Origin of the sequence: Lysinibacillus sp. FSL K6-0075 (assembly GCF_038592945.1) — a bacterium.
GTDB lineage: Bacteria > Bacillota > Bacilli > Bacillales_A > Planococcaceae > Lysinibacillus > Lysinibacillus fusiformis_F.
In genome coordinates this window covers 1627114-1647109 of the sequence record NZ_CP151947.1, presented here as the reverse complement: position 1 = coordinate 1647109, position 19996 = coordinate 1627114, and the positions used below count along the sequence as shown (strand labels likewise).

The window sequence follows — 19996 nt, the reverse complement described above, 5'->3', positions numbered from 1 at the left end:
CCCTTCGCACATACTATAACAGATTTTCCTACTAATCTTCAAATATTATTTTCTTACAATATCTTCGTCTAACCACATTGGAAAAAATTATCTTTTAGAATTGACAATCAATGCTATACGTCATATACTATCCACATACTATATGTCATATAATATAAAATGAAGTATAGGTATTACATGTGAGGTGAAAAGATGACATTTCAGCTTGGTTCAGCTTTACTTGATGCTTGTGTACTGGCTATTGTCGACAAAGAGGACGCCTATGGTTATTCTTTAACGCAGCAGGTACAATCAGTCATGGAGATTTCAGAGTCTACACTGTATCCTGTATTACGCCGCTTACAAAAAGCGCATTATTTAACAACATACGATCAGCCTTATCAAGGAAGAAATAGACGCTATTATCAAATTACAGAACAAGGACGTATACGATTATTAGAGCTATTAAAAGAATGGCAAGTGTATAAGGAAAAGGTTGATTGTGTACTTTTAGGAGGGAATTTAGATGGATAGAGCAAGCTATTTGAAACAGCTACGAGGAAAATTACGTCGGCTTCCTGCGCATGAGTTAGATGCTGCGCTTGCCTATTATGAAGAATACTTTGAGGAAGCAGGAGAGGAAAATGAGCATCAGGTCATTTCACAACTTGGCTCTCCTTCACATGTTGCCTCGCAAATATTAGCTGATTTCGCATTAAAGGATTTGGAAACCTCCTCGGCAAAATCAACCAAAAAGAATATGTCTGCTATTTGGCTCATTATTCTAGCTATACTGTCTGCGCCCCTTTCATTGCCATTACTTGCAACAGCCATTGCACTTATCTTTTCATTTGGCGCAGTTATTATCAGCTTAATCTTTGCTATTGTCGCAACAGTTATTAGTATTTTTGTCGGTGGCGTTGCGGCTATGATTTCAGGTTTCTTAATTTTAACAGAGCATTGGCCAACTGCGTTGCTCTTTATGGGTGTCGGGTTAATCGTAACGGGCTTAGGTGTCCTACTTTTCCCAATTGTAGCTCGTGTTATCAAGAAAACCGTTGTTGTCTCTGTTGAAACATTAGGAAGACTATTCCACAAAATGACAAAGAAGCGAAAAAAGGGGGACTTCTAAATGACGTCAAAAAATACCCTTATTGCCATGACAATGATTGCATTAGGCATTCTACTCGCATTGATTGGCTATTTTTCAGGGGGCCGCTGGCTGATTCTAAAAGATTCAGAGGGTCTTTACGTCCCAAGCAATACTAAATTAGTAAGTCAGTCTCATACTTTAGATGCGTTCACAAGTATTAATATCGTAAATGATTATGGAGATGTGGAAATTGTTGCAAGTGATAGTGACTATAAATTAGACACAAAGGTCCTTAAGCAAGAAGATGTAACCTATCATATTGAAAATGGCACTTTAACCATTGAAACAATGGCAAAGAAAAAGAATGATTTTCAATTTGGCTTTGGAAACTTTTCTTCCCCTTCAATCAAACTCTATGTCCCAAAAGATACAAAAATAGAGACAATTGTGATCGACAGTAATTTTGGTGATACAGCCATTCATGGGCTACAGTATCAGCAGCTTAATCTCATCCAAGATTACGGAGATATTACTTTCAACAACACGACTGGTGACAAAACAGAGATTAGGCAGTCCTTTGGTGATTTGACGCTTCAGCAATTTGCTAGTAACGGCTTCACCGTTGAGAGTGAGCATGGAGATATCGATATAGCTGGCACATTAAATGGCCAAACAACGATTACCTCAAGTTTTGGCGATACAACGCTTCACTTACAAAACAAACAAAGTGATTTAGGCTATGACCTCAAAACAAGCTTTGGTGATGTTAGCATTAATGATGAGGAACAAAGTGGCACAGTGACTCAAGTAACCAATGGGGAGCACCAACTGAATGTATCCTTATCACATGGTGATATAGATGTGTCACTAAAATAATGAATAGACTATAAAAGAAGCTGCAAGTACAGGACGGTACTTGCAGCTTCTCATATTGTTAAAAAACAAAACCATCAATAGCATTTTTGTGAAAGGTGAAAATGGTTTCCGTTGCAGGCTACTTGCTTTCCTGTGGGCGAGCGCCGAGCCGCTTCCTCCGCTCCCGCTCCGTGCAGGGGCTCGCCTGTCTCGCTATCCCACGGGAGTCAAGTAGCCCTCCACTCCAACCTACAAAATGTTAACTTTTTAGCAAAGGTTTTCAAATAAAGTGAAGGTCTTCACTACCCATTTTATGGAGGGCTTTTGATACTCATCACTTCTTCGCAATGAAAATAAGAGTCTATCCTTTCTCTAATCATACAAATAATGGGCTAATTTGATTACTACGGCTAGCTAGTATGAAAGATAAGGAAAAGCCACTTTTGCAGAATGGGTGATTGGAGTGGAGCCAGCGTCACTCCTAGGGGATTTAGCGTCACAGAGGAGACCCTGGAGCGAACGTAAGTGAGTGAAGCGGCTCCTCGGACGCCCCCTGGAAAGGATGCTGGCGGAACGGAAATCAACCTCTCACCTTGCAAAGTTGCTTTTTCTGCCGTTAACATCATCTTTTTGCAACAACATGAGAAGCTGCAAGTTCAGGATGTTACTTGCAGCTTCTTTTTTATAATATTTTAATATCTCCTGCATAGATCGTGCGAATCGTTCCATCGTCCTGCGTCAGCTGCAGGACACCATCGTCTGTAATGCCACTCGCAACCCCTTCAAACCGTTCACGTATCGTCGTTACCTCGATACGCTGGCCAATTGTACAGGACAATTGCTGCCATAGTGTCTTTAGACTGGCAAAACCTTCTTTGACATAAAGTTCTGTAAATTGTTCTAAATAGTGTAAGATAGAGGCCACAAGTGCCGCACGATTGATTTCTTCTCCTGCTTCTAATTGTAGTGAAGTGGCAATATCGGCAATTTCAGGTGAAAAATCAGCTGCTACTTGGTTTGCATTTATGCCAATTCCAACAAGTAAAGCTTGCACAAGATCAGCCTCTGCCTGCATTTCTGTTAAAATTCCTGTACATTTTTTTCCATTAATCAATAAATCATTGGGCCATTTAATCGCTAGCTCTATATGTTTATATAAGGTTTTAATGGCCATCGTGACAGCTACTGCCACCACAAGTGTATAGGATGAAGCCTGCTGTGGCGTAACATCTGGCCGCACGATAACGGTCATCCAAATACCTGTGCCCTTTGCAGACTCCCAAGGACGCGCCATACGACCACGCCCAGCTGTTTGCTCCTCACCAATAATAATCGTACCGTGTGGGGCACCTTCCTGTGCAAGCTTATGCGCAATGGTTTGTGTAGAATCAACTACATCGTAATAATGGATTTCACGTCCAAAATGCTCTGTCTTTAAAAAAAGCTCAATTTGTGTAGGGCTCAAGCTATTTGGTACACCTGTCAATACATACCCCTTTTTCTTAATTGTTTCAAAAGTATACCCTTCCTCTTGTAATGTTTGCATATGCTTCCAAACAGCGGTCCTTGAGACACCAAGAGAATCTGCTAATTCCTGACCAGAAACTGCTTCTCCGGCAGCAGCCAATATTCTTTTTAAAATTTCGTCCTTCATGGAAATTGTCATCTTCACATCAATCCTTTAGTTAACTATACTCTTGTTATGTAACTTATTTTGTCTTAATCATACTGTAAATTAGCGTAAATGACCACCAACGATGGGGAAATTAATAAAAGCCGTCTCCCGAAAAAAGAGACGGCTTTTGACTATCATGTATTTGGCTTTAAGTAAGATCATGCTGCTCTAGCCAGCTTTTAATCTGTTGTCGATCATTTTGAAGTTCCTGATGAAGAATGGCTGTCAGCATATCCTCCAACGCGGCTTTTACCCACGGTCCACCTTTTTTGCCAGACCATTTCAGTAAATCAGCCCCATTCACCACTAATTCTTGCTTATGTTTTATCGGTAACTTTGCCTGTAATTCTTGAATAGATTGCTGCGGTATCGAGGCGTTCAATTGGCGAAGCTGAGCAAAATATTGTGCAGCCTCTAGTTGTTGCTCTGTGTAGATAAAATAATGACGATTTGTCCATCCATCTTTTAAAGCCTCATAAGCGGTTAAAACGGATTTAACAAACGCCAATTCCTTATTAGATAATCGATATTCACGCACTATCTCTCGCCATGCCGTTCCTTGTAGTAAGGCAAAGTAGGCCCAGCCAAGGAGAGCGTCCTTTGTTTGGAAATCATGCCATTGCTCAGCCTGAAAATCACCTGCTAAATAGGCCGTCAAACCACTATCCTCTAGTTTTTGTAGCCCCCCAAAAACTGTTTGTCCTACCCAAAGCTTATCAAGCTCTGCTTTAATGCGTTCTTTTGCAATAAAGACCAAATCAGCAGCTCTTTGTTGGATGGCTGTGAATGTATTCGCCTCGATCGTAAAACCAAGCTGTGCTGAAAAACGTATAGCTCGTAGCATCCGTAAAGCATCTTCTGCAAACCGTTTTTGTGCCTCTCCTACCGCTCGTATAAGGTGCTTTTCAATGTCTTGACGTCCATCATAATAATCTACAAAAGAGCCATCACGACGCATGGCAATGGCGTTCATCGTAAAATCACGGCGTTGTAAGTCCTCTTTTAGTGATCGAACAAAATGCACATTCTGTGGTCTTCGATGATCTGTATATTCCCCGTCTGTCCGATAGGTTGTCACTTCCACAGGTCCAGTGGGTACGATAACAAGTACCGTCCCATGCTGAATCCCAATATCTACAGTTTTTTGAAATACCGTTTTTACTTCTTCAGGCAAGGCATTTGTAGCAACATCTACATCATGGGCAGGACGATCAAGTAAAGCATCTCTTACCGCTCCACCGACAATAACCGCCTCAAAGCCTGCCTGTTCTAGTTGTTCAATAACTGAATAGGCTGTTTGCCATTCTTTATTGTTTTGCATGATTTCTTTCCGCAACCTTCTCGTACAGATTTTCATATTGTTCCACAATTTTGGACGAGTGGAATTTATCACCTACTGCAAGGATGGCCGCTTCTCGGAAACGCAGTAATTGTTCCTCGTCTTGCAATAAATGAGTTGCATACTCCGCCACTGCATCGGTATCCCCTAATTCCACGATATAGCCATCTACACCATGCTCAATGACTTCTGGAATACCACCTACGTTTGATCCAATACAAGGTACACCACAAGCCATCGCCTCTAATAAAACCAGTCCAAACGATTCCTGCTGTGATAGTAATAGTTTTAGGTCACTAATCGCATACAATTCAGCTAAGTTTTCTTGTTTCCCTAAAAATAAAACATCCTTCATATATGGACTTTCCTTTACTTGGTCCATGACACGATGCTTTTCTGGGCCATCTCCTACTAATAAGAGCTTTGCCTTCATGTTGGCACGAATTTTCATAAAGGCGTCTACAATATGTGGAAGGTTTTTAATTTTACGGAAGTTTGATACATGAATGAGGACTTTTTCATCTTCTTCAATACCAAATTGCTCTTTTAAGTTTCCTGAATTTCGTGGGAAGTATTCGCGTTCGTCCACAAAGTTATAAATCGTTTCAATTGGTTTTACTGTATCAATTAGTTCATAGGTTTGTTCTTTTAATGCTTGCGACACGGTTGTCACAATATCAGATTTATCAATCCCATACTTAATGGCCTGTGAGAGCGTAGAATCCTGCCCAAGCACCGATATATCTGTGCCATGAAGGGTTGTGACGATGCCTATGTCTCGACCGCTCATTTCACGTGCTAGCACCGCACACACTGCATGTGGGATGGCATAATGCACATGCAGCACATCCAACTCTTCATCCTTGATGACGTCTGCCATTTTACTCGCTAATGCAATATCGTATGGAGAATATTGAAACACTGAATAATTACTAACTTCGACTTCATGGAAAAAGACGGTTGGATAAATTTTATTCAATCGAAATGGTACGCTTGAGGTAATGAAATGAATTTCATGTCCTCTTTCTGCAAGCATTTTGCCTAATTCTGTTGCAATGACACCAGAGCCACCAACTGTAGGATAACAGGTAATGCCGATTTTTAGCTTTTTCATTCGATGATCATCCTTTCTGAATCACGTCTTTTGTTAATTGCGTCTTTCTTGTATCAGTCTCCAATCCACAAAGCCTTCTTGTAGGCCTTTTAGTAATATTTCTGCTGTTCCCATATTTGTCGCCAGTGGCACTTGGTAAACATCACAAAGACGGATTAGTGCAGAAACATCTGGCTCATGTGGTTGTGCTGTTAACGGATCACGGAAAAATATCACCATGTCCATATCATTATTGGCAATCATTGCGCCAATTTGTTGATCGCCACCAAGTGGCCCTGAACGAAAACGTGTCACTTCTAAACCAGTAGCTTCGATGACACGTTGTCCTGTTGTGCCGGTAGCATATAGCGTGTGTTCAAGTAAAATATTTTGGTAAGCAATAGCAAACTGTACTAAATTATCTTTTTTACGATCATGTGCAATCAATGCGATTTTCATATAGCTTCCATCCCAATCTTTAGATGATGTTTTCTAAACCATAAACAAGCTGATCCATTTTCATAACCTCTTCTATGCAAAACGCAACACCAGACATAAAAGAATTACGGTTTAATGAATCATGGCGAATCGTTAGTAGCTGTCCATCCCCTCCAAATAATACTTGCTGGTGTGCCACTAAACCAGGTAAACGTACGGAGTGAATACGCATGCCATCAAAGTCTCCACCTCTTGCACCTTTAATGGTTTCTTTCTCTTCTGGATGTCCTTGTGCCTTTGGCGTACGGACCTCTTGTATTAACTGTGCCGTTTTCACCGCTGTACCAGATGGTGCATCAAGCTTCTGATCATGGTGCATTTCTATAATCTCTACATCTGGTAAGTATTTGGCCGCTTCTTTTGCAAACTTCATCATTAGGATAGCACCAATCGCAAAGTTCGGTGCAATAATGCAACCTAACTCTTTCTCCTTGGCCATGGCTGATAATTCCTCTAGTTGTGCATCTGTGAATCCTGTTGTACCAATTACAGGTCGTACATTTAAATTCAGTGCTTCCTTCGTATGATTGTAGACTGCATGTGGATTGGTTAAGTCCACTAGTACATCCGGTGCAGTTGCTTCTACAAGATCATGCATTTCTGTAAAAATAGGCACTGTATAGCTTGCTGGAAACATATCTAAATCAGCTAGTGTTTTTCCTACTTCCTTATAATCTAGTACAGCTACTAATTCCATTTTGTCATGTTTCATGACCGTATGTACAGCCTCAGCCCCCATTTTTCCTCTTGCTCCTGCAATGGCTACACGAATCGACATCATTCTTCATCCTTTCTAGTCCAACGATCCTTATCTCTAGTTTCAAATTTATGTATGACGCGTAATAGTGCTTCATCTAGTTTAATACCTTGTGCATTGGCAAAACAAACTAATACAAAGAAAAAGTCCCCTAGCTCCTCTTCAATACTGTTTGTATCCTCTGTACTCTTTTTCTTTTTTTGTCCATACACATCCTGAACTTCACGTGATAGTTCACCTAATTCTTCTGTTAGACGCGCAAGTAATTCGAATGGTGGAAAATACCCTTCTTTAAATTGTCCTATATAGTCATCGACACGCTGTTGTAATGCTTGCATTGTTAGTTGATCTGCCATAAAAATCACACTCCTATTTACCATCGTATAAAATTTACACCATTGTTGTCAAAACCAATAAAATGTCAGATAATAGATTACACTACTTCATTTGTTTGGAACTACAGGAGGTCAAATGCTAAAACAGATTAAAATTCGTAATATTATCGCAATAATGCTCGGAGCAGCCGTTTTCAGCTTCGGCTTTGTTCACTTCAACATCCAAAATCAGCTGGGTGAAGGTGGACTAAGTGGGATTACACTCATACTATACTTTACATTAGGTTGGGACCCCGCTTTAATGAACCTGTTATTAAATATTCCCATGTTTATCATAGGTTATCGATTACTTGGAAAAAAATCATTTGTCTATACACTTGTCGGCACTTTATCCGTATCTCTTTTTCTGAAAGTTTTCCAAAAGTATCAATTTACCATTCATTTAGAGGATGACATGTTGCTTGTGGCACTGTTTGCTGGTGTCTTCGTCGGACTGGGACTTGGGATTGTCTTTCGTTTTGGCGGCACTACAGGTGGTGTCGATATTTTGGCACGACTAGGGCATAAATATTTTGGCTGGAGTATGGGGAAAACCATGTTTGTCTTCGATGCCATCGTCATCCTCCTGTCTTGGCTAACGTTCTTAGATGCACGGTCGATGATGTATACATTAGTGGCCGTATTTGTTGGTGCCCGTGTCATTGACTTTGTTCAAGAGGGAGCCTATGCTGCTCGTGGTGCGCTTATTATATCTGAAAAGTCTGGTGCAATTGCTGAAACAATCGCTCTACGAATGGAGCGAGGTATCACCATTTTAGAAGGTCATGGTCATTTTACCAAACAACCGAAAGAGGTAATCTATTGTGTGATTGGTCGCAATGAAGTTGTACGGTTAAAATCTATCGTGCATGAAGTAGATCCGCACGCATTTGTTTCCATCATAGAAGTACGGGATGTGGCAGGAGAAGGCTTCACACTAGACGATCAAAAGCAGCCGCTTCATTAAGCATACGAAGATAAAAAACTTGCTATAGTGGTGCTCCACTATAACAAGTTTTTTCTTAGTCGTCGCTACGCATATTTGTAAAAATTAACACTAAACGTAATAACTCAAGTACAGCTACAGCTGCTGCTGCTACATATGTGAGTGCTGCTGCGCTTAACACTTTTCGAGCAGGACGTTCTTCTTCGTTTGAAATAATACCTAGTGAATTCATTTGCACTAAGGCACGTTTCGAAGCATCAAACTCCACTGGCAGTGTCACTAATTGGAAAACAACACCTGCTGCTAATAATATGATACCTAATAGCAAGAAATTCGTACTACTGGCAAAAATACCAATCATCACGAAAAACCAAGACGCATTAGAAGAAATGTTTGCTACTGGAACGAGCTTACTACGTAATGTAAGCATAGAATAAGCTTCTTTATGTTGGATGGCGTGACCTACCTCATGGGCAGCAACCGCAGCACCTGCAACACTCGCTTCATAAAAATTACTTTCTGATAAAGCCACTGTTTTTGTTGCCGGATTATAATGATCAGACAACACACCTTGCGTTGGCACAACTCGTACATCATATAAGCCGTTTGCATCTAAAATCGCACGCGCTACCTCTGCACCAGTTTGCCCCTTCATTGTACGTTGCTTTGCAAATTTATTATACGTACCCTTTACCTTCATTTGAGCATAAAGTGGAAGCAGCATAATAATCGCAAAATATACAATATACATGCTCATTGACAATTTTCTAACCCCTTTCTACCTCGATACTATAATTCTATAATTTATACCCTAATTCGGCAAATATTTGCGCCACCTAATTGAGAAAATTGCAAGTAAAATACATGCAATTGATAACCAAAATGTAAAGTAACCAATATAGCTTGTGTAATTCGCTAAATCTCGATACATAGGCATTTGACCAAATACATAGTCAATGACATCATTATGCAATGTCCAAACAGCTGCTATCACAACATGCCAATAAGTGAAAATATATTTCTTCATGTACAATACAGCTTGCACTGCCATAGCAAAGTGTGAGCCGACTAGCATCCAGCCCTGCCAGCCAATAGATCCTGTTTCAACTAATGTCCAAATATTCATCACATCTGCCCATAAGCCATATTTCACCAATGTAACAAGGGCGAGCACTTCCATCAATGGCCAGCTTTTCCCCATAATCCAAGCGATCAACACAAAGCAAAAGAATAAGCTAGCTGTCGGGCTATCTGGCACAAAAATATAAAAAATAGGCTCTGTGATGGCTAGCTGCCACCCATACCAATAATAGCCATAAATTGTACCTAGTAGATTAATAATAAGCAGCGCTATCAAGAAGGATTTATGGGTCAGAAGGTACCAAATATGTGCTTTTGTGATTTGCATGATGTCAACTCCTTCCGATAAAAACAATCCATGATTATGTATAGTTCTGAAATCCTAGAGCTTTCCCTCTATACTTCAAGTGTACCTCAACATCAATATGTGTTATTTTATTGATTTAATCCGCTTATTTGATTCAAGAAAAAATGTTTTTTCGACATCTTTCGCTAAATTTCATGATACAGGGGAACCTTTTTGCATAGCTTTCAGTCCCAATAGTATAACAAGGTAGAAAAAAAAGAGCCAGTTTCCTGACTCTTTTACTATTACTCTGCTTTTAAGCTTTCGATGAATTCAGCAAGTTTTTGAAGATCTTCATCTGAACCTGTCCATAATCCTGGTGGCATTTTACCACTCTCAGAACCATTATGAGCAATGTCCTTAATTTGATCAACCGTTAAACCTGTGTTCATTAGAGATGGCGCACCAGCCCCACCTTCTAAACCTTCACCGTGACATGTAATACATGCAGAACCAGCGTAGATTTTATAACCTTCTGATTCTTTATCGAACTCAACTGTTTCTACGATGGCACCCATAGCTTTTTGAGCTTCCCAGTCATGGTTAACAACTGACTCCCAAGTTAGGTAGAACATAGCAGCTAAAGTTAATAACATAAACGCTGTTGGTAATGGACGTTTAGATGGACGACGTTCTGGACCCTTGTCTAAAAATGGCATTAATAATAGCGCTCCAAATGCAAGACCTGGAATTACAATAGCTCCGATTACATTGTATGGACCAGAAGCAAATGAGTATTTTAAAAGTTGATACATAAATAAGAAGTACCAGTCCGGTAGTGGTGTATACGCTCTAGTTGGATCTGCCGGCCCTTCAAGTGGTGACGGGTGAGCGACAGTTAGTAATAAGTATCCAATTAAAAATACAGCACCTACCATCCATTCCTTCAGTAAGAAGTTCGGCCAGAAAGCTTCCGTCTTACCTGGATATTCGGAATAATCCTTTGGAACATTCGGCATTCTGTGATTCGCTTTAATACGAGAATCGCCGACAAATTTCATTCCTTTTCCGCGATGCATAGTGTCCCCTCCTTTTAAAGATCATCGAACCGTCAAGACAATTACAACGGTCCTGAAATTCCTTGACGACGAATCATGATAAAGTGCGCTGCAAGTAACCCAAACAATACTGCAGGTAAGAAGAATACATGAATCGCAAAGAATCGAGTTAACGTTTGAGCACCAAGAATCGTAGTGTCACCCGCTAATAATATTTTAATCATCCCACCGATAAACGGTACAGATGCAGCAATTTCGATACCTACTTTAGTAGCGAATAATGCTTTCATATCCCATGGTAATAAGTATCCTGTAAAGCCAAGACCCATCATTACACCAAAAATACCTACACCAACCATCCAGTTTAACTCACGAGGTTTTTTATAAGAACCTGTGAAGAATACACGAAGTGTATGTAAGAACATCATTACGATAACTAATGAAGCTCCCCAGTGGTGCATACCGCGTACGATTTCACCAAATGCTACTTCGTTTTGTAAATAATAAACTGATTTCCAGGCATTCACAACGTCTGGTACATAGTACATTGTTAGGAACATACCAGATAGAATTTGAATTACTGTGATGAAGAATGTTAATCCACCAAAGCAGTAAACGAATGCTGAAAAATGATGTGCAGGGTTAACGTGCTCTGGCACTTCGTGGTCGGCAATATCACGCCAAATCGGTGTAATATCTAGGCGTTCATCGACCCAATCATAAATTTTATTTAGCACAGTTGTCGTACCCCCTTACTTATTTAACTAGAGTATTTGCTTTTGCTGGACCAATCATTAAATAGCCATCTTGTTCTTGTACTTCAAATTCATCCAACGGACCTAGAGGTGGTGTACCTGCAACGTTTTTCCCGTTTTTCTCATAACGACCTGCGTGACATGGGCAGAAGAATTGTTCTGGGTGTCCAGAATCTCCATTCCAGTCAACCATACATCCTAAATGCTTACAAACAGGTGATAGAGCAATGACTTGATCGCCGTTTTTATATACCCACGCTACGTTTGTAACATTCGATTTGTACCATGCGTCAACTTGTTCGAATGAAAAGTCAACTTTTACAGGTTCTTCAGTGAGGTCAGCGACTTTATGCTCTGTTTTGACAAAATCTCCACCATCATGCTTTTGTAACACTGGATCAATTGCGAATCGAAGCATTGGCATTAGCATGCCTGCCGCCATAAATCCACCTACACCAGTAAGTGTATAGCTTAGAAATTGACGACGTGAAACTCGATTATTACTCATTATTTTCCCCCCTCTAACTTAAAGGTCAGTCCAACGGACATACTTTTACAAATAGTAATACTAGGACATATATATGATATATCAAGTCCATAGCTTGGTCAATATAGCATTCTGTGGAAAGCTGGAGAATGTGAACATTTATTGAAACTAATTGTTAAATCTGTGCCCATTTAGTCGAAAGCATTGGAATCACTTGTCGTAATTGATCTTCTAGAATGGATTTTTTCACACTCGCATCCATACTTTCTAACGGAATCGCTGGTAACCAAATCATATTGACTATCTCTCCACTCTTTGTCCAATAATGGTCACAAGTAATGAAGAACACATGCTTAAATCCAGCATTATGTAATTGTGCTTCTAATTGCTGTGGTAAGTCATCGTTTTTTAAAGTTGTCATATAAGAAAATGGTGGCATAACTAGTAGTCGGCCTTTAAACTGCTGCTCTATAAAAGAAGTTAAAGACATGACAAAATCTACCTCGGCACCACTCTGTTTCATTTTTTCAGCAGATAGATCAATGGATACAAGTGGAACAATCGCGGTATCAATAAAATCTCTTTGTGCCATAAACGATGTTACATCGTTTGCATTAAAATACATTCAACAAACCCTCCTTTTATTGCAAAATAAAAATGTCCTTTTCCACTCTTCAATAGGATACCCAATTAAAAGTGAAAACAATCATTCACTAGTAATGTTACCATATTGAAATGGATAAAGGACATTCAATTTTTACCTATAATTAACGTAAATTAGCCGTTTCCTTCAATGCTTGTAACAAATTAGACAATTCATAAAAACGCGCTTCATCTCCCTGGTCGAGGGCTTCATCAATTTGTGCGAGTAATTTCTCCTCTTGGAATACGAGTAAGCTATTGGAAAGCAGCTCTTCTGCCAGTAAACGATCCTTTTCACTGACTAGCAGTGTTTCTGGCATATAAGGGTTTTCTTCAAGAACTGCTAAGTATTGTGCACTTGGTGGTATATTTGGAAAATTCAATTGTATATACATATCTTCTTGTTCATGTAAGCGTAAATCATGGAAAGACTTCTCAGCATCTGCCGTCATTACATTACCTTTATAGAAACGAAAAGGCACACCTGTTGAGTCTACTGTCGACATCACCATCGCCCTAGGACAATAGTGAGCTTCTTCCACAAAACGGATTCTTTTTAACAAGTCATCATTACTTAATAAGTAATTTAAAATCCATACACACTCACGACGTTTCAATTGATAATTTTTTAAAAACCATCGAACAAATGCTTTTTTATCAACAACTGATACAGAAGCAGTCATACCCACTCCCTCCTTTACTCAAATTCTAAGGTTTCTAACTTCTCCTGCCACTCTGGTTCACCCGGTTGAATGTTGATTAATTGTCCAAGAACCTCTCTTGCCTCTGAACGCTTTCCTTCCTCTAATAAGAAGTAAACATATTTTTCTAAAAATGTTGCATCTTCCTTAAAATCATTATATGCCAAACGGTAAAATTCGTATGCACGGTCGTACAATTCTAAATTTTCATATGCCTCTGCTGCAAAAGGATATAAAGTGCTCCATTCAAAATCATTTTGCTGTAATGTCTCAAATAACTCAATTACATCCTCATGACGCTCCTGTTGTCCAAACACAGAAATAAGTGCCAGTACCGCTTCCATATATTCAGGATCGAGCGCTATAGCTTCTCTTAGATATTGCTCAGCTTCTTCTGGCAAACCATTTTTCAACGCCATTTTCCCAGCAAACAAATAAAGTGATTTATCATATTCATCGCGCTTTAACCCCTCTTGAATGGCAGCATAAGCTTTTTGATTATCCTCTGTCATTGCATAGCTTTCCGCAAGCAATAAATAGGCTGAGAAGTAATCAGGATCTAATTCTTTCAATTCCTCTAGTTGTTTAATAGCCATCTCGTATTTTTTTGACTGGAAGGCTGAATAAGCAGCTCCAAATAAAATATCGGGCTTTACTTCCTCTTCAAGGGCTTTGACATAATAATCGAATGCCGTCTCATAGGCTGCCCCTGCACGATACACCTCTGCTAATCGTTCGACAAGTTGAATACCAGCAAATTCATTTTGCTGCTCATATAAGTCCTCATACAATCTTGCTGCCTCTAAAAAACGACCCGTTTCAAATAAAAGCTCTGCTTTGGCAAAATGTAATAATGGCTCGTCTGGTAAAATTGCTAATGCTTCATTTATACGCTTTTCCGCAACCTCAAATAACCCTTGCATTTGATAATAATCAGCTAAAACCAATAAAGCTTGTGGATATTCTGGTGAGGTTTCTTCAATTTCTAATAATAAATCTAATGCATCATCTTCATTACCAAGCTCCATTAGGACATTGGCACGATCTATTTTTAACTGTGCTTCTTCTGGGAATAAAAATTGTAAATGCTCCAGCACACGGTCAGCTTCTTTCATGTACCCATACTGCATAAAAATCTCAGCAAGTGCATAGATCTCCTCGGGTAGCTCCTTCATTAAAAATGATTCTAGTAGCTGATCTATTAATGCTAAATCCCCTTGTTCAAGTGCTTGCATCATTTCAGTCATCGCATTGTTCACAGTCATTCACCTATTCTTTCGTTGATACCTTTATGCTACAAAACATTTACCTCTGAAACAAGAAAAAACTCCCCAAAAGCTTGGAGAGCCTCTCTTTAATTGTTACTTCACTGCCTCAATATGCTCAAAGAACGATGGGTAGGATACAGCAATACATTGTGCATCATCTAGTGTAATAGCACCATCTGTTATTAAAGCTGCGACAGCACCCATCATGCCAATACGATGATCGCCATATGTTTGAAGACTTGCACCTTTTAATGGCGTGGGTCCCTCAATAATCATCCCATCTTCTGTTGCTTCAATTTGGGCGCCAAGCTTTTTCAATTCATTCACAACAGCTGTGATACGGTCAGTCTCCTTGACCTTTAGCTCCTCAGCATCTTTAATGATCGTTTGACCATGTGCTTGCGTAGCGAGTAATGCAAGGATTGGAATCTCATCAATTAAGCGAGGTATAATGTCCCCTTCAATTGTTGTACCGGTTAAAGTAGATGTTGCGATTTGAATTGTTGCTGTAGGTTCAGCTTGATTGTCATCTTTTGGCGTTACCCTCATCGTGGCGCCCATTTTTTGCAGCACCTCAATCATGCCGTCACGTGTTGGATTAATACCTACATTATTTAGTGTCAATTGACTATTTTTGCAAATCGCTCCTGCCACTAAGAAAAATGCAGCGGATGATATATCTCCTGGCACAGAAACATGCGTCCCCTTGAGAGCTTGTCCTCCTTCAATGGATACAATGCCATTATCTACTTCTACATGTGCACCAAATTGACGTAGCATTCGCTCTGTATGATCTCTAGATACATCCATTTCTCTCACAATGGTTGTTCCTTCAGCACGCAAGCCCGCTAGTAAAATAGCAGATTTCACCTGTGCACTTGCTACAGGCATCTTGTAATCAATGGCTTGTAATTTTGTACCTTGAATGGCTAACGGTGTATATTGCCCGTCGGCACGCCCTGTAATTTGTGCCCCCATCTGACGCAGTGGATCTATAACACGTCGCATTGGTCGCTTTCCGATGGATGCATCACCAGTCATGACTGAATGAACATTAGAACCAGCTAAAATGCCTAGCATTAAGCGTGTTGTAGTACCAGAGTTACCCGTATACAACACTTCTGTAGGCTCCAGCCAACCATCGATCCCTGGACTATGAATGGTTACATTTGTTCCTTCCACCTCAATTTGAACGCCAAGTTTCTGGAAGCAATCAATTGTGCTTAAACAATCTTCACCTAATAAAAAGCCCTCTACTGTTGTTGTCCCACTAGCAATGGCCCCAAACATCACGGAGCGATGAGATACAGATTTATCGCCTGGAATGGTTAAAGCGCCCTGTAAAGAAGGTTTGTTGTATTGCAATACTTTTTCACTCATGAACTTTATTCCCTCCAATATGAAGATAGAAAGCGCCGAAATACCGACGCTTTCTTATGCTAAGAAATATACGTTTCGAAATTTGCTCGTTTTTGAATACATGCTGCAGCACGTTCGCGATCATTTTCACTTTGGAAGCTAATGACTAGAATACCGAAAACATCTTCTCGTGATTCGACGATGCGTAGATTCGTAATACTAATCGCTTCATCTGCTAAATAGCCTGTCACTTCTGAAATAACACCTGGATAGTCAGGAACATCAACATATAAGTCGAAGGGTGTATACATAGCCCCTGCACTAATCGGTAATTCATCTCTCAGTTCTTTGGCAACAGCAAAATAGTTTTCAATATCCTGTGAAGAACCATCTGTCAGCAGTTCCTTAATGCGTGTCATTTCTTTTTCCCAGCCATCTAATTGCGTGAGTAGCTCCTCGCGATTTTGCAGCGTAATATCTCGCCATAAAATGGGATTAGAAGAGGCTATTCGTGTCACATCACGGAAACCTCCTGCCGCAAGAGAACGTGTCATTGGGTACTCGCCATTTTCTCCACCTAATTGATGGACAAGTGAGGCAGCAATAACATGTGGGAAATGACTCACCACAGCAGTCATGTGATCATGTTCACCGGCAGATACACTGACTACTTTTGCATGTGTAAATTTTAGCAAACTTTCAAGCTGTGCCATATGAATAATTTCTTCTCCAGCAAGCGGTGTAAGCATGTAATATGCATTTTCAAAAAGATGGGCCTTTGCAGCCAAAACACCACTTTTATGAGAACCCGCCATTGGATGTCCACCAATAAACGTTATGCCAAGTTCACGTAATTCGCCGGCCTTTTGCATAATTAATTTTTTTGTACTCCCTGTATCTGTTACGATGACTTTATTTTTTAAAGGCCATGATTTTAATTGCTCCATCCAATCCAGTGTTGCATTAACGGGCGTCCCAAAGATAATAACATCAACATCAGCCGCAACAGCCTGTGGATCTGTGACAATATCATGCACAATATTTAATGTTTTCGCATGCTCACGTGTTTGAGCATCCATATCGTAGCCAATAATTTTTGTTTCAGGTGCTTTTTGCAAAGCAAGGGCAATGGAGCCACCGATTAATCCTAGCCCTATAACGAGTACTTTGCGTGTCATGCAAATACTCCTTGTTGTTTTAACACTTCGTCAAGTTGGCTAAGTAATGCGGCATTTTGAGCCTCTGTTCCAATTGTGACACGGATAAATCCTGGTAATCCTAGCGCATTACCACTGCGCACAATAAAGCCTCTTTTCATCAGCTCTTGGAATACAACATCACTATCAGCATGGGTATCAAAGAAAATAAAGTTTGTATCAGATGGGAAGTATTTTAGATTATGTTTTTTACAAAATTCTACATATTGTTTTTTGCCTTTTTCGTTGGCTTCACGGCATGCTTCAATATATTCTTGATCACTGAGTGCAATGGCAGCAACAGCTTGACTCAAGATAGTATTATTAAATGGTGCGCGGACAGGATCAAGCTTAGCAATAACATCAGGTTGGCCAATTGCATAGCCAACGCGGAACGATGCTAAACCATATGCTTTAGAGAATGTACGCAATAAAAGAACATTCGGATATTCATCAATGATTGGTAACGTATCCTTGTGGTCTGGATGTGTAACATATTCAATGTAAGCCTCATCTAGCACGACAAGGACATCGCTTGGAACCTTTGCAAGAAAGGCACGCAATGCAGCATCTGGAATGACCACTCCTGTAGGATTATTCGGACTACATACCCAAACAATAGACGTTTGGTCATCAATTGCAGCCAACATTGCCTCTAAATCATGTGCCCCCTCTTGACAAGGCACTTTACGTACTTCAGCACCTTCAATTTCAGCATTGTGCCAGTATTGAGAGAAGGAAGGGTCGGCCATAACCGTGTTTACCCCTGGATACAACAGAGCACGAGTAATAATAGCAATGATGTCATCAGAGCCGTTACCAAAAAGAAGCTGTGTTTCTTTCACACCTAGATGATTTGCCACAGCTGTACGCAAGTTTTGTGCATAACCATCTGGATAAAGTGCATGATTCACTGCATTATTTTGTAAATAAGCTGTTACCTTAGGTGAGCATCCAAATGGATTTTCATTCGATGCCAATTTAATAACTTCCTTTAAGCCATATTCACGTTGTACTTCTTCAATTGGTTTACCTGGCTTATATGCTTGCATACCGTCCAATTGTTGTTTCCACTTCATCTAAAACATCTCCTCTACTTATTTAGCCTGAGCCAAATCTGGTCTTAATTTCACTGCATCATTGAGATACAAGTGCTTTACATCTTTTTGGGCTACCTCTACGTTCGCATGAATTAATATACGAATACATAATGGTAATGCGTCTGGCACATCCATTTCATGTGTACACATAACAGGGACATATTGCCAGCCAGCCATCAAACGTACTGCACGAGCAGGAAATGCTGAGGTAATATCTGGCGTTGTAGAAATAAGGATCGATGCAATATCATCGATCTCCACATTATTTGCTGCCACAACCTCACGCACTAATCTTGCTGTCTCATCCCATACAAGCTCTGGCTTGTCAGATTCAATTGTTACTGCTCCTCTAAGTCCACGAATCATACAAGCACCTCCGCTAATAACTGTCTATATTCAGCATCTATTTCTTTACATTCTTCTATATCAATGGCTTTCACAAAAGGTTTACCAATTTTTTCTAGAAGAACAAATTGTAAAATGCCATATTCCGCTTTTTTATCTTTCATTAAGTAGCTAGTTAATTGTTCAAATGAATAATCATTTACAGCCTCAAAAGGATAGCCATTCTTCACTGCAAACTGTAAGAAAGCTTGAGTGAACGTTCGATCTAGTTCTCCATATCGTTCACTTAAAAGAAGACAGTAGACGAGCCCAATCATAACAGCTTCACCATGTGCCACTTTACCATAACCCGCAGCTGCTTCAATAGCATGTCCATATGTATGGCCTAAGTTTAAAAACTTGCGAACGGATTGCTCTGTTTCGTCCTCGGCTACAATTTGCGCTTTCACTTCAATACCCTTTTTCAGCTGCTTTGCTAGTTCATTTTGATTAAAATGAATTACAGAATCCGCTGTCATTAATTCCTCTAACCAAGCTGAGTCAGAAATCATGGCGTGCTTAATTAACTCCGCTGTTCCTGAACGTACCTCACGCTCTGATAAACTTTCTAAAAGCGCTGTATCATAAATCACACCTTCAGGCTGATAAAATGCGCCAATCATATTTTTTCCTAGTGGATGATTAATAGCTGTTTTTCCACCGACTGCGGAATCATGCGCTAGAATGGTTGTTGGAATTTGAATAAACGGAATCCCCCGCATATAGGTTGCCGCAACAAAGCCAGTTAAATCACCAACTGCTCCTCCTCCAAAGGCAAAAATAAATGATTTTCGTGAGCATTTTTGTTCCAATAAAAATGTTTGAGCAGCATTATATTGCTCAAAGGTTTTGCATGCTTCACCACCAGGCAAAATAAAGACCTCAAAATGATAAGGGAAATTTGCTTTAAAGTACTCTCCCTGTGCAGCCCATACATTGCTATCTGTAAACACAAAGAGCTTATCTGCTTTTTGAAGTTTATCAACAAATGCCTCCACAGCTTCAGTTAGAAATTGATGACCAAGAACAACTTCATATTGATGCGATTTTGTTGCCACTGGTACACGCATA

At 40.0% G+C, this 19996-nt stretch carries 23 protein-coding genes; 4 read left to right on the top strand and 19 right to left on the bottom strand.

Features of this window, described 5'->3' with window-relative positions:
- The first annotated feature begins 192 nt into the window (after positions 1 to 192).
- Genes MHB65_RS07945 through MHB65_RS07935 form a run of 3 tightly spaced genes read left to right on the top strand, consistent with a single transcriptional unit; the run spans position 193 to position 1948 of the window.
- A complete protein-coding gene (locus MHB65_RS07945; RefSeq protein ID WP_036124518.1) occupies positions 193 to 513 on the top strand; it encodes a PadR family transcriptional regulator in 321 nt (106 codons plus the stop codon).
- On the top strand, positions 506 to 1111 hold the full coding sequence (locus MHB65_RS07940) for a DUF1700 domain-containing protein (protein WP_205442388.1): 606 nt from the start codon (positions 506 to 508) through the stop codon (positions 1109 to 1111). The genes MHB65_RS07945 and MHB65_RS07940 overlap by 8 nt, the downstream gene beginning before the upstream one ends.
- Complete coding sequence (locus MHB65_RS07935; protein WP_342443029.1) at positions 1112 to 1948, top strand: DUF4097 family beta strand repeat-containing protein; 837 nt, start codon at positions 1112 to 1114, stop codon at positions 1946 to 1948.
- A gap of 661 nt (positions 1949 to 2609) precedes the next feature.
- On the opposite strand, the gene MHB65_RS07930 is transcribed toward MHB65_RS07935, so the two are convergent.
- The 6 genes from MHB65_RS07930 to MHB65_RS07905 all read right to left on the bottom strand — a co-directional run bounded on the left by MHB65_RS07930 (position 2610) and on the right by MHB65_RS07905 (position 7645).
- Positions 2610 to 3593: a biotin--[acetyl-CoA-carboxylase] ligase gene (locus MHB65_RS07930; RefSeq protein ID WP_342443028.1), complete on the bottom strand. Its 984-nt coding sequence runs from the start codon at positions 3591 to 3593 to the stop codon at positions 2610 to 2612.
- A gap of 157 nt (positions 3594 to 3750) precedes the next feature.
- On the bottom strand, positions 3751 to 4923 hold the full coding sequence (locus tag MHB65_RS07925; protein ID WP_342443027.1) for a CCA tRNA nucleotidyltransferase: 1173 nt from the start codon (positions 4921 to 4923) through the stop codon (positions 3751 to 3753).
- Positions 4910 to 6055, bottom strand: coding sequence for an N-acetyl-alpha-D-glucosaminyl L-malate synthase BshA (bshA, locus tag MHB65_RS07920; RefSeq protein WP_205442383.1), 1146 nt, complete (start codon positions 6053 to 6055; stop codon positions 4910 to 4912). The genes MHB65_RS07925 and bshA overlap by 14 nt, the downstream gene beginning before the upstream one ends.
- Positions 6056 to 6088: 33 nt before the next feature.
- Positions 6089 to 6493, bottom strand: coding sequence for a methylglyoxal synthase (mgsA, locus tag MHB65_RS07915; protein ID WP_342443026.1), 405 nt, complete (start codon positions 6491 to 6493; stop codon positions 6089 to 6091).
- A gap of 19 nt (positions 6494 to 6512) precedes the next feature.
- Entirely contained in the window at positions 6513 to 7310 is a 798-nt protein-coding gene (gene dapB, locus MHB65_RS07910; protein ID WP_342443711.1) for a 4-hydroxy-tetrahydrodipicolinate reductase, read from the bottom strand.
- The gene (locus MHB65_RS07905) at positions 7310 to 7645 is read right to left on the bottom strand and encodes a nucleotide pyrophosphohydrolase (protein WP_036077682.1); all 336 of its coding nucleotides are present in this window, start codon (positions 7643 to 7645) and stop codon (positions 7310 to 7312) included. Before MHB65_RS07905 ends, dapB begins: the two co-directional genes overlap by 1 nt.
- Before the next feature lie 115 nt (positions 7646 to 7760).
- Between MHB65_RS07905 and MHB65_RS07900 the strand changes: the two genes are divergently transcribed.
- Positions 7761 to 8630 (top strand): YitT family protein, encoded by an 870-nt coding sequence (locus tag MHB65_RS07900; protein WP_342443025.1) that lies wholly within the window; start codon positions 7761 to 7763, stop codon positions 8628 to 8630.
- Between the two features lie 55 nt (positions 8631 to 8685).
- On the opposite strand, the gene MHB65_RS07895 is transcribed toward MHB65_RS07900, so the two are convergent.
- The 13 genes from MHB65_RS07895 to aroB form a co-directional block, all read right to left on the bottom strand.
- Positions 8686 to 9366 carry a zinc metallopeptidase gene (locus MHB65_RS07895; RefSeq protein ID WP_342443710.1) on the bottom strand — a complete coding sequence of 227 codons (681 nt, stop codon included), beginning with the start codon at positions 9364 to 9366 and terminating at the stop codon, positions 8686 to 8688.
- Positions 9367 to 9420: 54 nt separating this feature from the next.
- Positions 9421 to 10017 carry a DUF1405 domain-containing protein gene (locus tag MHB65_RS07890; RefSeq protein ID WP_342443024.1) on the bottom strand — a complete coding sequence of 199 codons (597 nt, stop codon included), beginning with the start codon at positions 10015 to 10017 and terminating at the stop codon, positions 9421 to 9423.
- A gap of 263 nt (positions 10018 to 10280) precedes the next feature.
- A complete protein-coding gene (locus tag MHB65_RS07885) occupies positions 10281 to 11054 on the bottom strand; it encodes a menaquinol-cytochrome c reductase cytochrome b/c subunit (protein ID WP_205442378.1) in 774 nt (257 codons plus the stop codon).
- 41 nt (positions 11055 to 11095) lie between these two features.
- The gene (locus tag MHB65_RS07880; RefSeq protein ID WP_036123184.1) at positions 11096 to 11770 is read right to left on the bottom strand and encodes a cytochrome b6; all 675 of its coding nucleotides are present in this window, start codon (positions 11768 to 11770) and stop codon (positions 11096 to 11098) included.
- Between the two features lie 19 nt (positions 11771 to 11789).
- Positions 11790 to 12296: a ubiquinol-cytochrome c reductase iron-sulfur subunit gene (locus tag MHB65_RS07875; protein WP_205442376.1), complete on the bottom strand. Its 507-nt coding sequence runs from the start codon at positions 12294 to 12296 to the stop codon at positions 11790 to 11792.
- A gap of 154 nt (positions 12297 to 12450) precedes the next feature.
- Positions 12451 to 12900: a DUF2487 family protein gene (locus MHB65_RS07870; protein WP_342443023.1), complete on the bottom strand. Its 450-nt coding sequence runs from the start codon at positions 12898 to 12900 to the stop codon at positions 12451 to 12453.
- A 142-nt stretch (positions 12901 to 13042) separates the two neighbouring features.
- Entirely contained in the window at positions 13043 to 13600 is a 558-nt protein-coding gene (locus MHB65_RS07865; protein ID WP_205442374.1) for a ReoY family proteolytic degradation factor, read from the bottom strand.
- Between the two features lie 14 nt (positions 13601 to 13614).
- Entirely contained in the window at positions 13615 to 14883 is a 1269-nt protein-coding gene (locus tag MHB65_RS07860) for a tetratricopeptide repeat protein (RefSeq protein ID WP_205442373.1), read from the bottom strand.
- A 96-nt stretch (positions 14884 to 14979) separates the two neighbouring features.
- Positions 14980 to 16266 carry a 3-phosphoshikimate 1-carboxyvinyltransferase gene (gene aroA, locus MHB65_RS07855; protein WP_342443022.1) on the bottom strand — a complete coding sequence of 429 codons (1287 nt, stop codon included), beginning with the start codon at positions 16264 to 16266 and terminating at the stop codon, positions 14980 to 14982.
- Positions 16267 to 16325: 59 nt separating this feature from the next.
- Positions 16326 to 17423: a prephenate dehydrogenase gene (locus tag MHB65_RS07850; RefSeq protein ID WP_342443021.1), complete on the bottom strand. Its 1098-nt coding sequence runs from the start codon at positions 17421 to 17423 to the stop codon at positions 16326 to 16328.
- Complete coding sequence (gene hisC / locus MHB65_RS07845) at positions 17420 to 18520, bottom strand: histidinol-phosphate transaminase (RefSeq protein ID WP_342443020.1); 1101 nt, start codon at positions 18518 to 18520, stop codon at positions 17420 to 17422. The genes MHB65_RS07850 and hisC overlap by 4 nt, the downstream gene beginning before the upstream one ends.
- An 18-nt stretch (positions 18521 to 18538) precedes the next feature.
- Positions 18539 to 18907 (bottom strand): chorismate mutase, encoded by a 369-nt coding sequence (gene aroH / locus MHB65_RS07840; RefSeq protein ID WP_342443019.1) that lies wholly within the window; start codon positions 18905 to 18907, stop codon positions 18539 to 18541.
- Positions 18904 to 19995 (bottom strand): 3-dehydroquinate synthase, encoded by a 1092-nt coding sequence (aroB, locus tag MHB65_RS07835; protein WP_342443018.1) that lies wholly within the window; start codon positions 19993 to 19995, stop codon positions 18904 to 18906. The genes aroH and aroB overlap by 4 nt, the downstream gene beginning before the upstream one ends.
- Between the last annotated feature and the right edge of the window lies 1 nt (position 19996).

Bases quoted from the DNA above. Each gene is read 5' to 3' on its own strand.
- MHB65_RS07945 (WP_036124518.1), top strand. From the start codon at position 193: ATGACATTTCAGCTTGGTTCAGCTTTACTTGATGCTTGTGTACTGGCT.
- MHB65_RS07940 (WP_205442388.1), top strand. From the start codon at position 506: ATGGATAGAGCAAGCTATTTGAAACAGCTACGAGGAAAATTACGTCGG.
- MHB65_RS07935 (WP_342443029.1), top strand. From the start codon at position 1,112: ATGACGTCAAAAAATACCCTTATTGCCATGACAATGATTGCATTAGGC.
- MHB65_RS07930 (WP_342443028.1), bottom strand. From the start codon at position 3,593: ATGACAATTTCCATGAAGGACGAAATTTTAAAAAGAATATTGGCTGCT.
- MHB65_RS07925 (WP_342443027.1), bottom strand. From the start codon at position 4,923: ATGCAAAACAATAAAGAATGGCAAACAGCCTATTCAGTTATTGAACAA.
- bshA (WP_205442383.1), bottom strand. From the start codon at position 6,055: ATGAAAAAGCTAAAAATCGGCATTACCTGTTATCCTACAGTTGGTGGC.
- mgsA (WP_342443026.1), bottom strand. From the start codon at position 6,493: ATGAAAATCGCATTGATTGCACATGATCGTAAAAAAGATAATTTAGTA.
- dapB (WP_342443711.1), bottom strand. From the start codon at position 7,310: ATGTCGATTCGTGTAGCCATTGCAGGAGCAAGAGGAAAAATGGGGGCT.
- MHB65_RS07905 (WP_036077682.1), bottom strand. From the start codon at position 7,645: ATGGCAGATCAACTAACAATGCAAGCATTACAACAGCGTGTCGATGAC.
- MHB65_RS07900 (WP_342443025.1), top strand. From the start codon at position 7,761: ATGCTAAAACAGATTAAAATTCGTAATATTATCGCAATAATGCTCGGA.
- MHB65_RS07895 (WP_342443710.1), bottom strand. From the start codon at position 9,366: ATGAGCATGTATATTGTATATTTTGCGATTATTATGCTGCTTCCACTT.
- MHB65_RS07890 (WP_342443024.1), bottom strand. From the start codon at position 10,017: ATGCAAATCACAAAAGCACATATTTGGTACCTTCTGACCCATAAATCC.
- MHB65_RS07885 (WP_205442378.1), bottom strand. From the start codon at position 11,054: ATGCATCGCGGAAAAGGAATGAAATTTGTCGGCGATTCTCGTATTAAA.
- MHB65_RS07875 (WP_205442376.1), bottom strand. From the start codon at position 12,296: ATGAGTAATAATCGAGTTTCACGTCGTCAATTTCTAAGCTATACACTT.
- MHB65_RS07870 (WP_342443023.1), bottom strand. From the start codon at position 12,900: ATGTATTTTAATGCAAACGATGTAACATCGTTTATGGCACAAAGAGAT.
- MHB65_RS07865 (WP_205442374.1), bottom strand. From the start codon at position 13,600: ATGACTGCTTCTGTATCAGTTGTTGATAAAAAAGCATTTGTTCGATGG.
- MHB65_RS07860 (WP_205442373.1), bottom strand. From the start codon at position 14,883: ATGACTGTGAACAATGCGATGACTGAAATGATGCAAGCACTTGAACAA.
- aroA (WP_342443022.1), bottom strand. From the start codon at position 16,266: ATGAGTGAAAAAGTATTGCAATACAACAAACCTTCTTTACAGGGCGCT.
- MHB65_RS07850 (WP_342443021.1), bottom strand. From the start codon at position 17,423: ATGACACGCAAAGTACTCGTTATAGGGCTAGGATTAATCGGTGGCTCC.
- hisC (WP_342443020.1), bottom strand. From the start codon at position 18,520: ATGAAGTGGAAACAACAATTGGACGGTATGCAAGCATATAAGCCAGGT.
- aroH (WP_342443019.1), bottom strand. From the start codon at position 18,907: ATGATTCGTGGACTTAGAGGAGCAGTAACAATTGAATCTGACAAGCCA.
- aroB (WP_342443018.1), bottom strand. From the start codon at position 19,995: ATGCGTGTACCAGTGGCAACAAAATCGCATCAATATGAAGTTGTTCTT.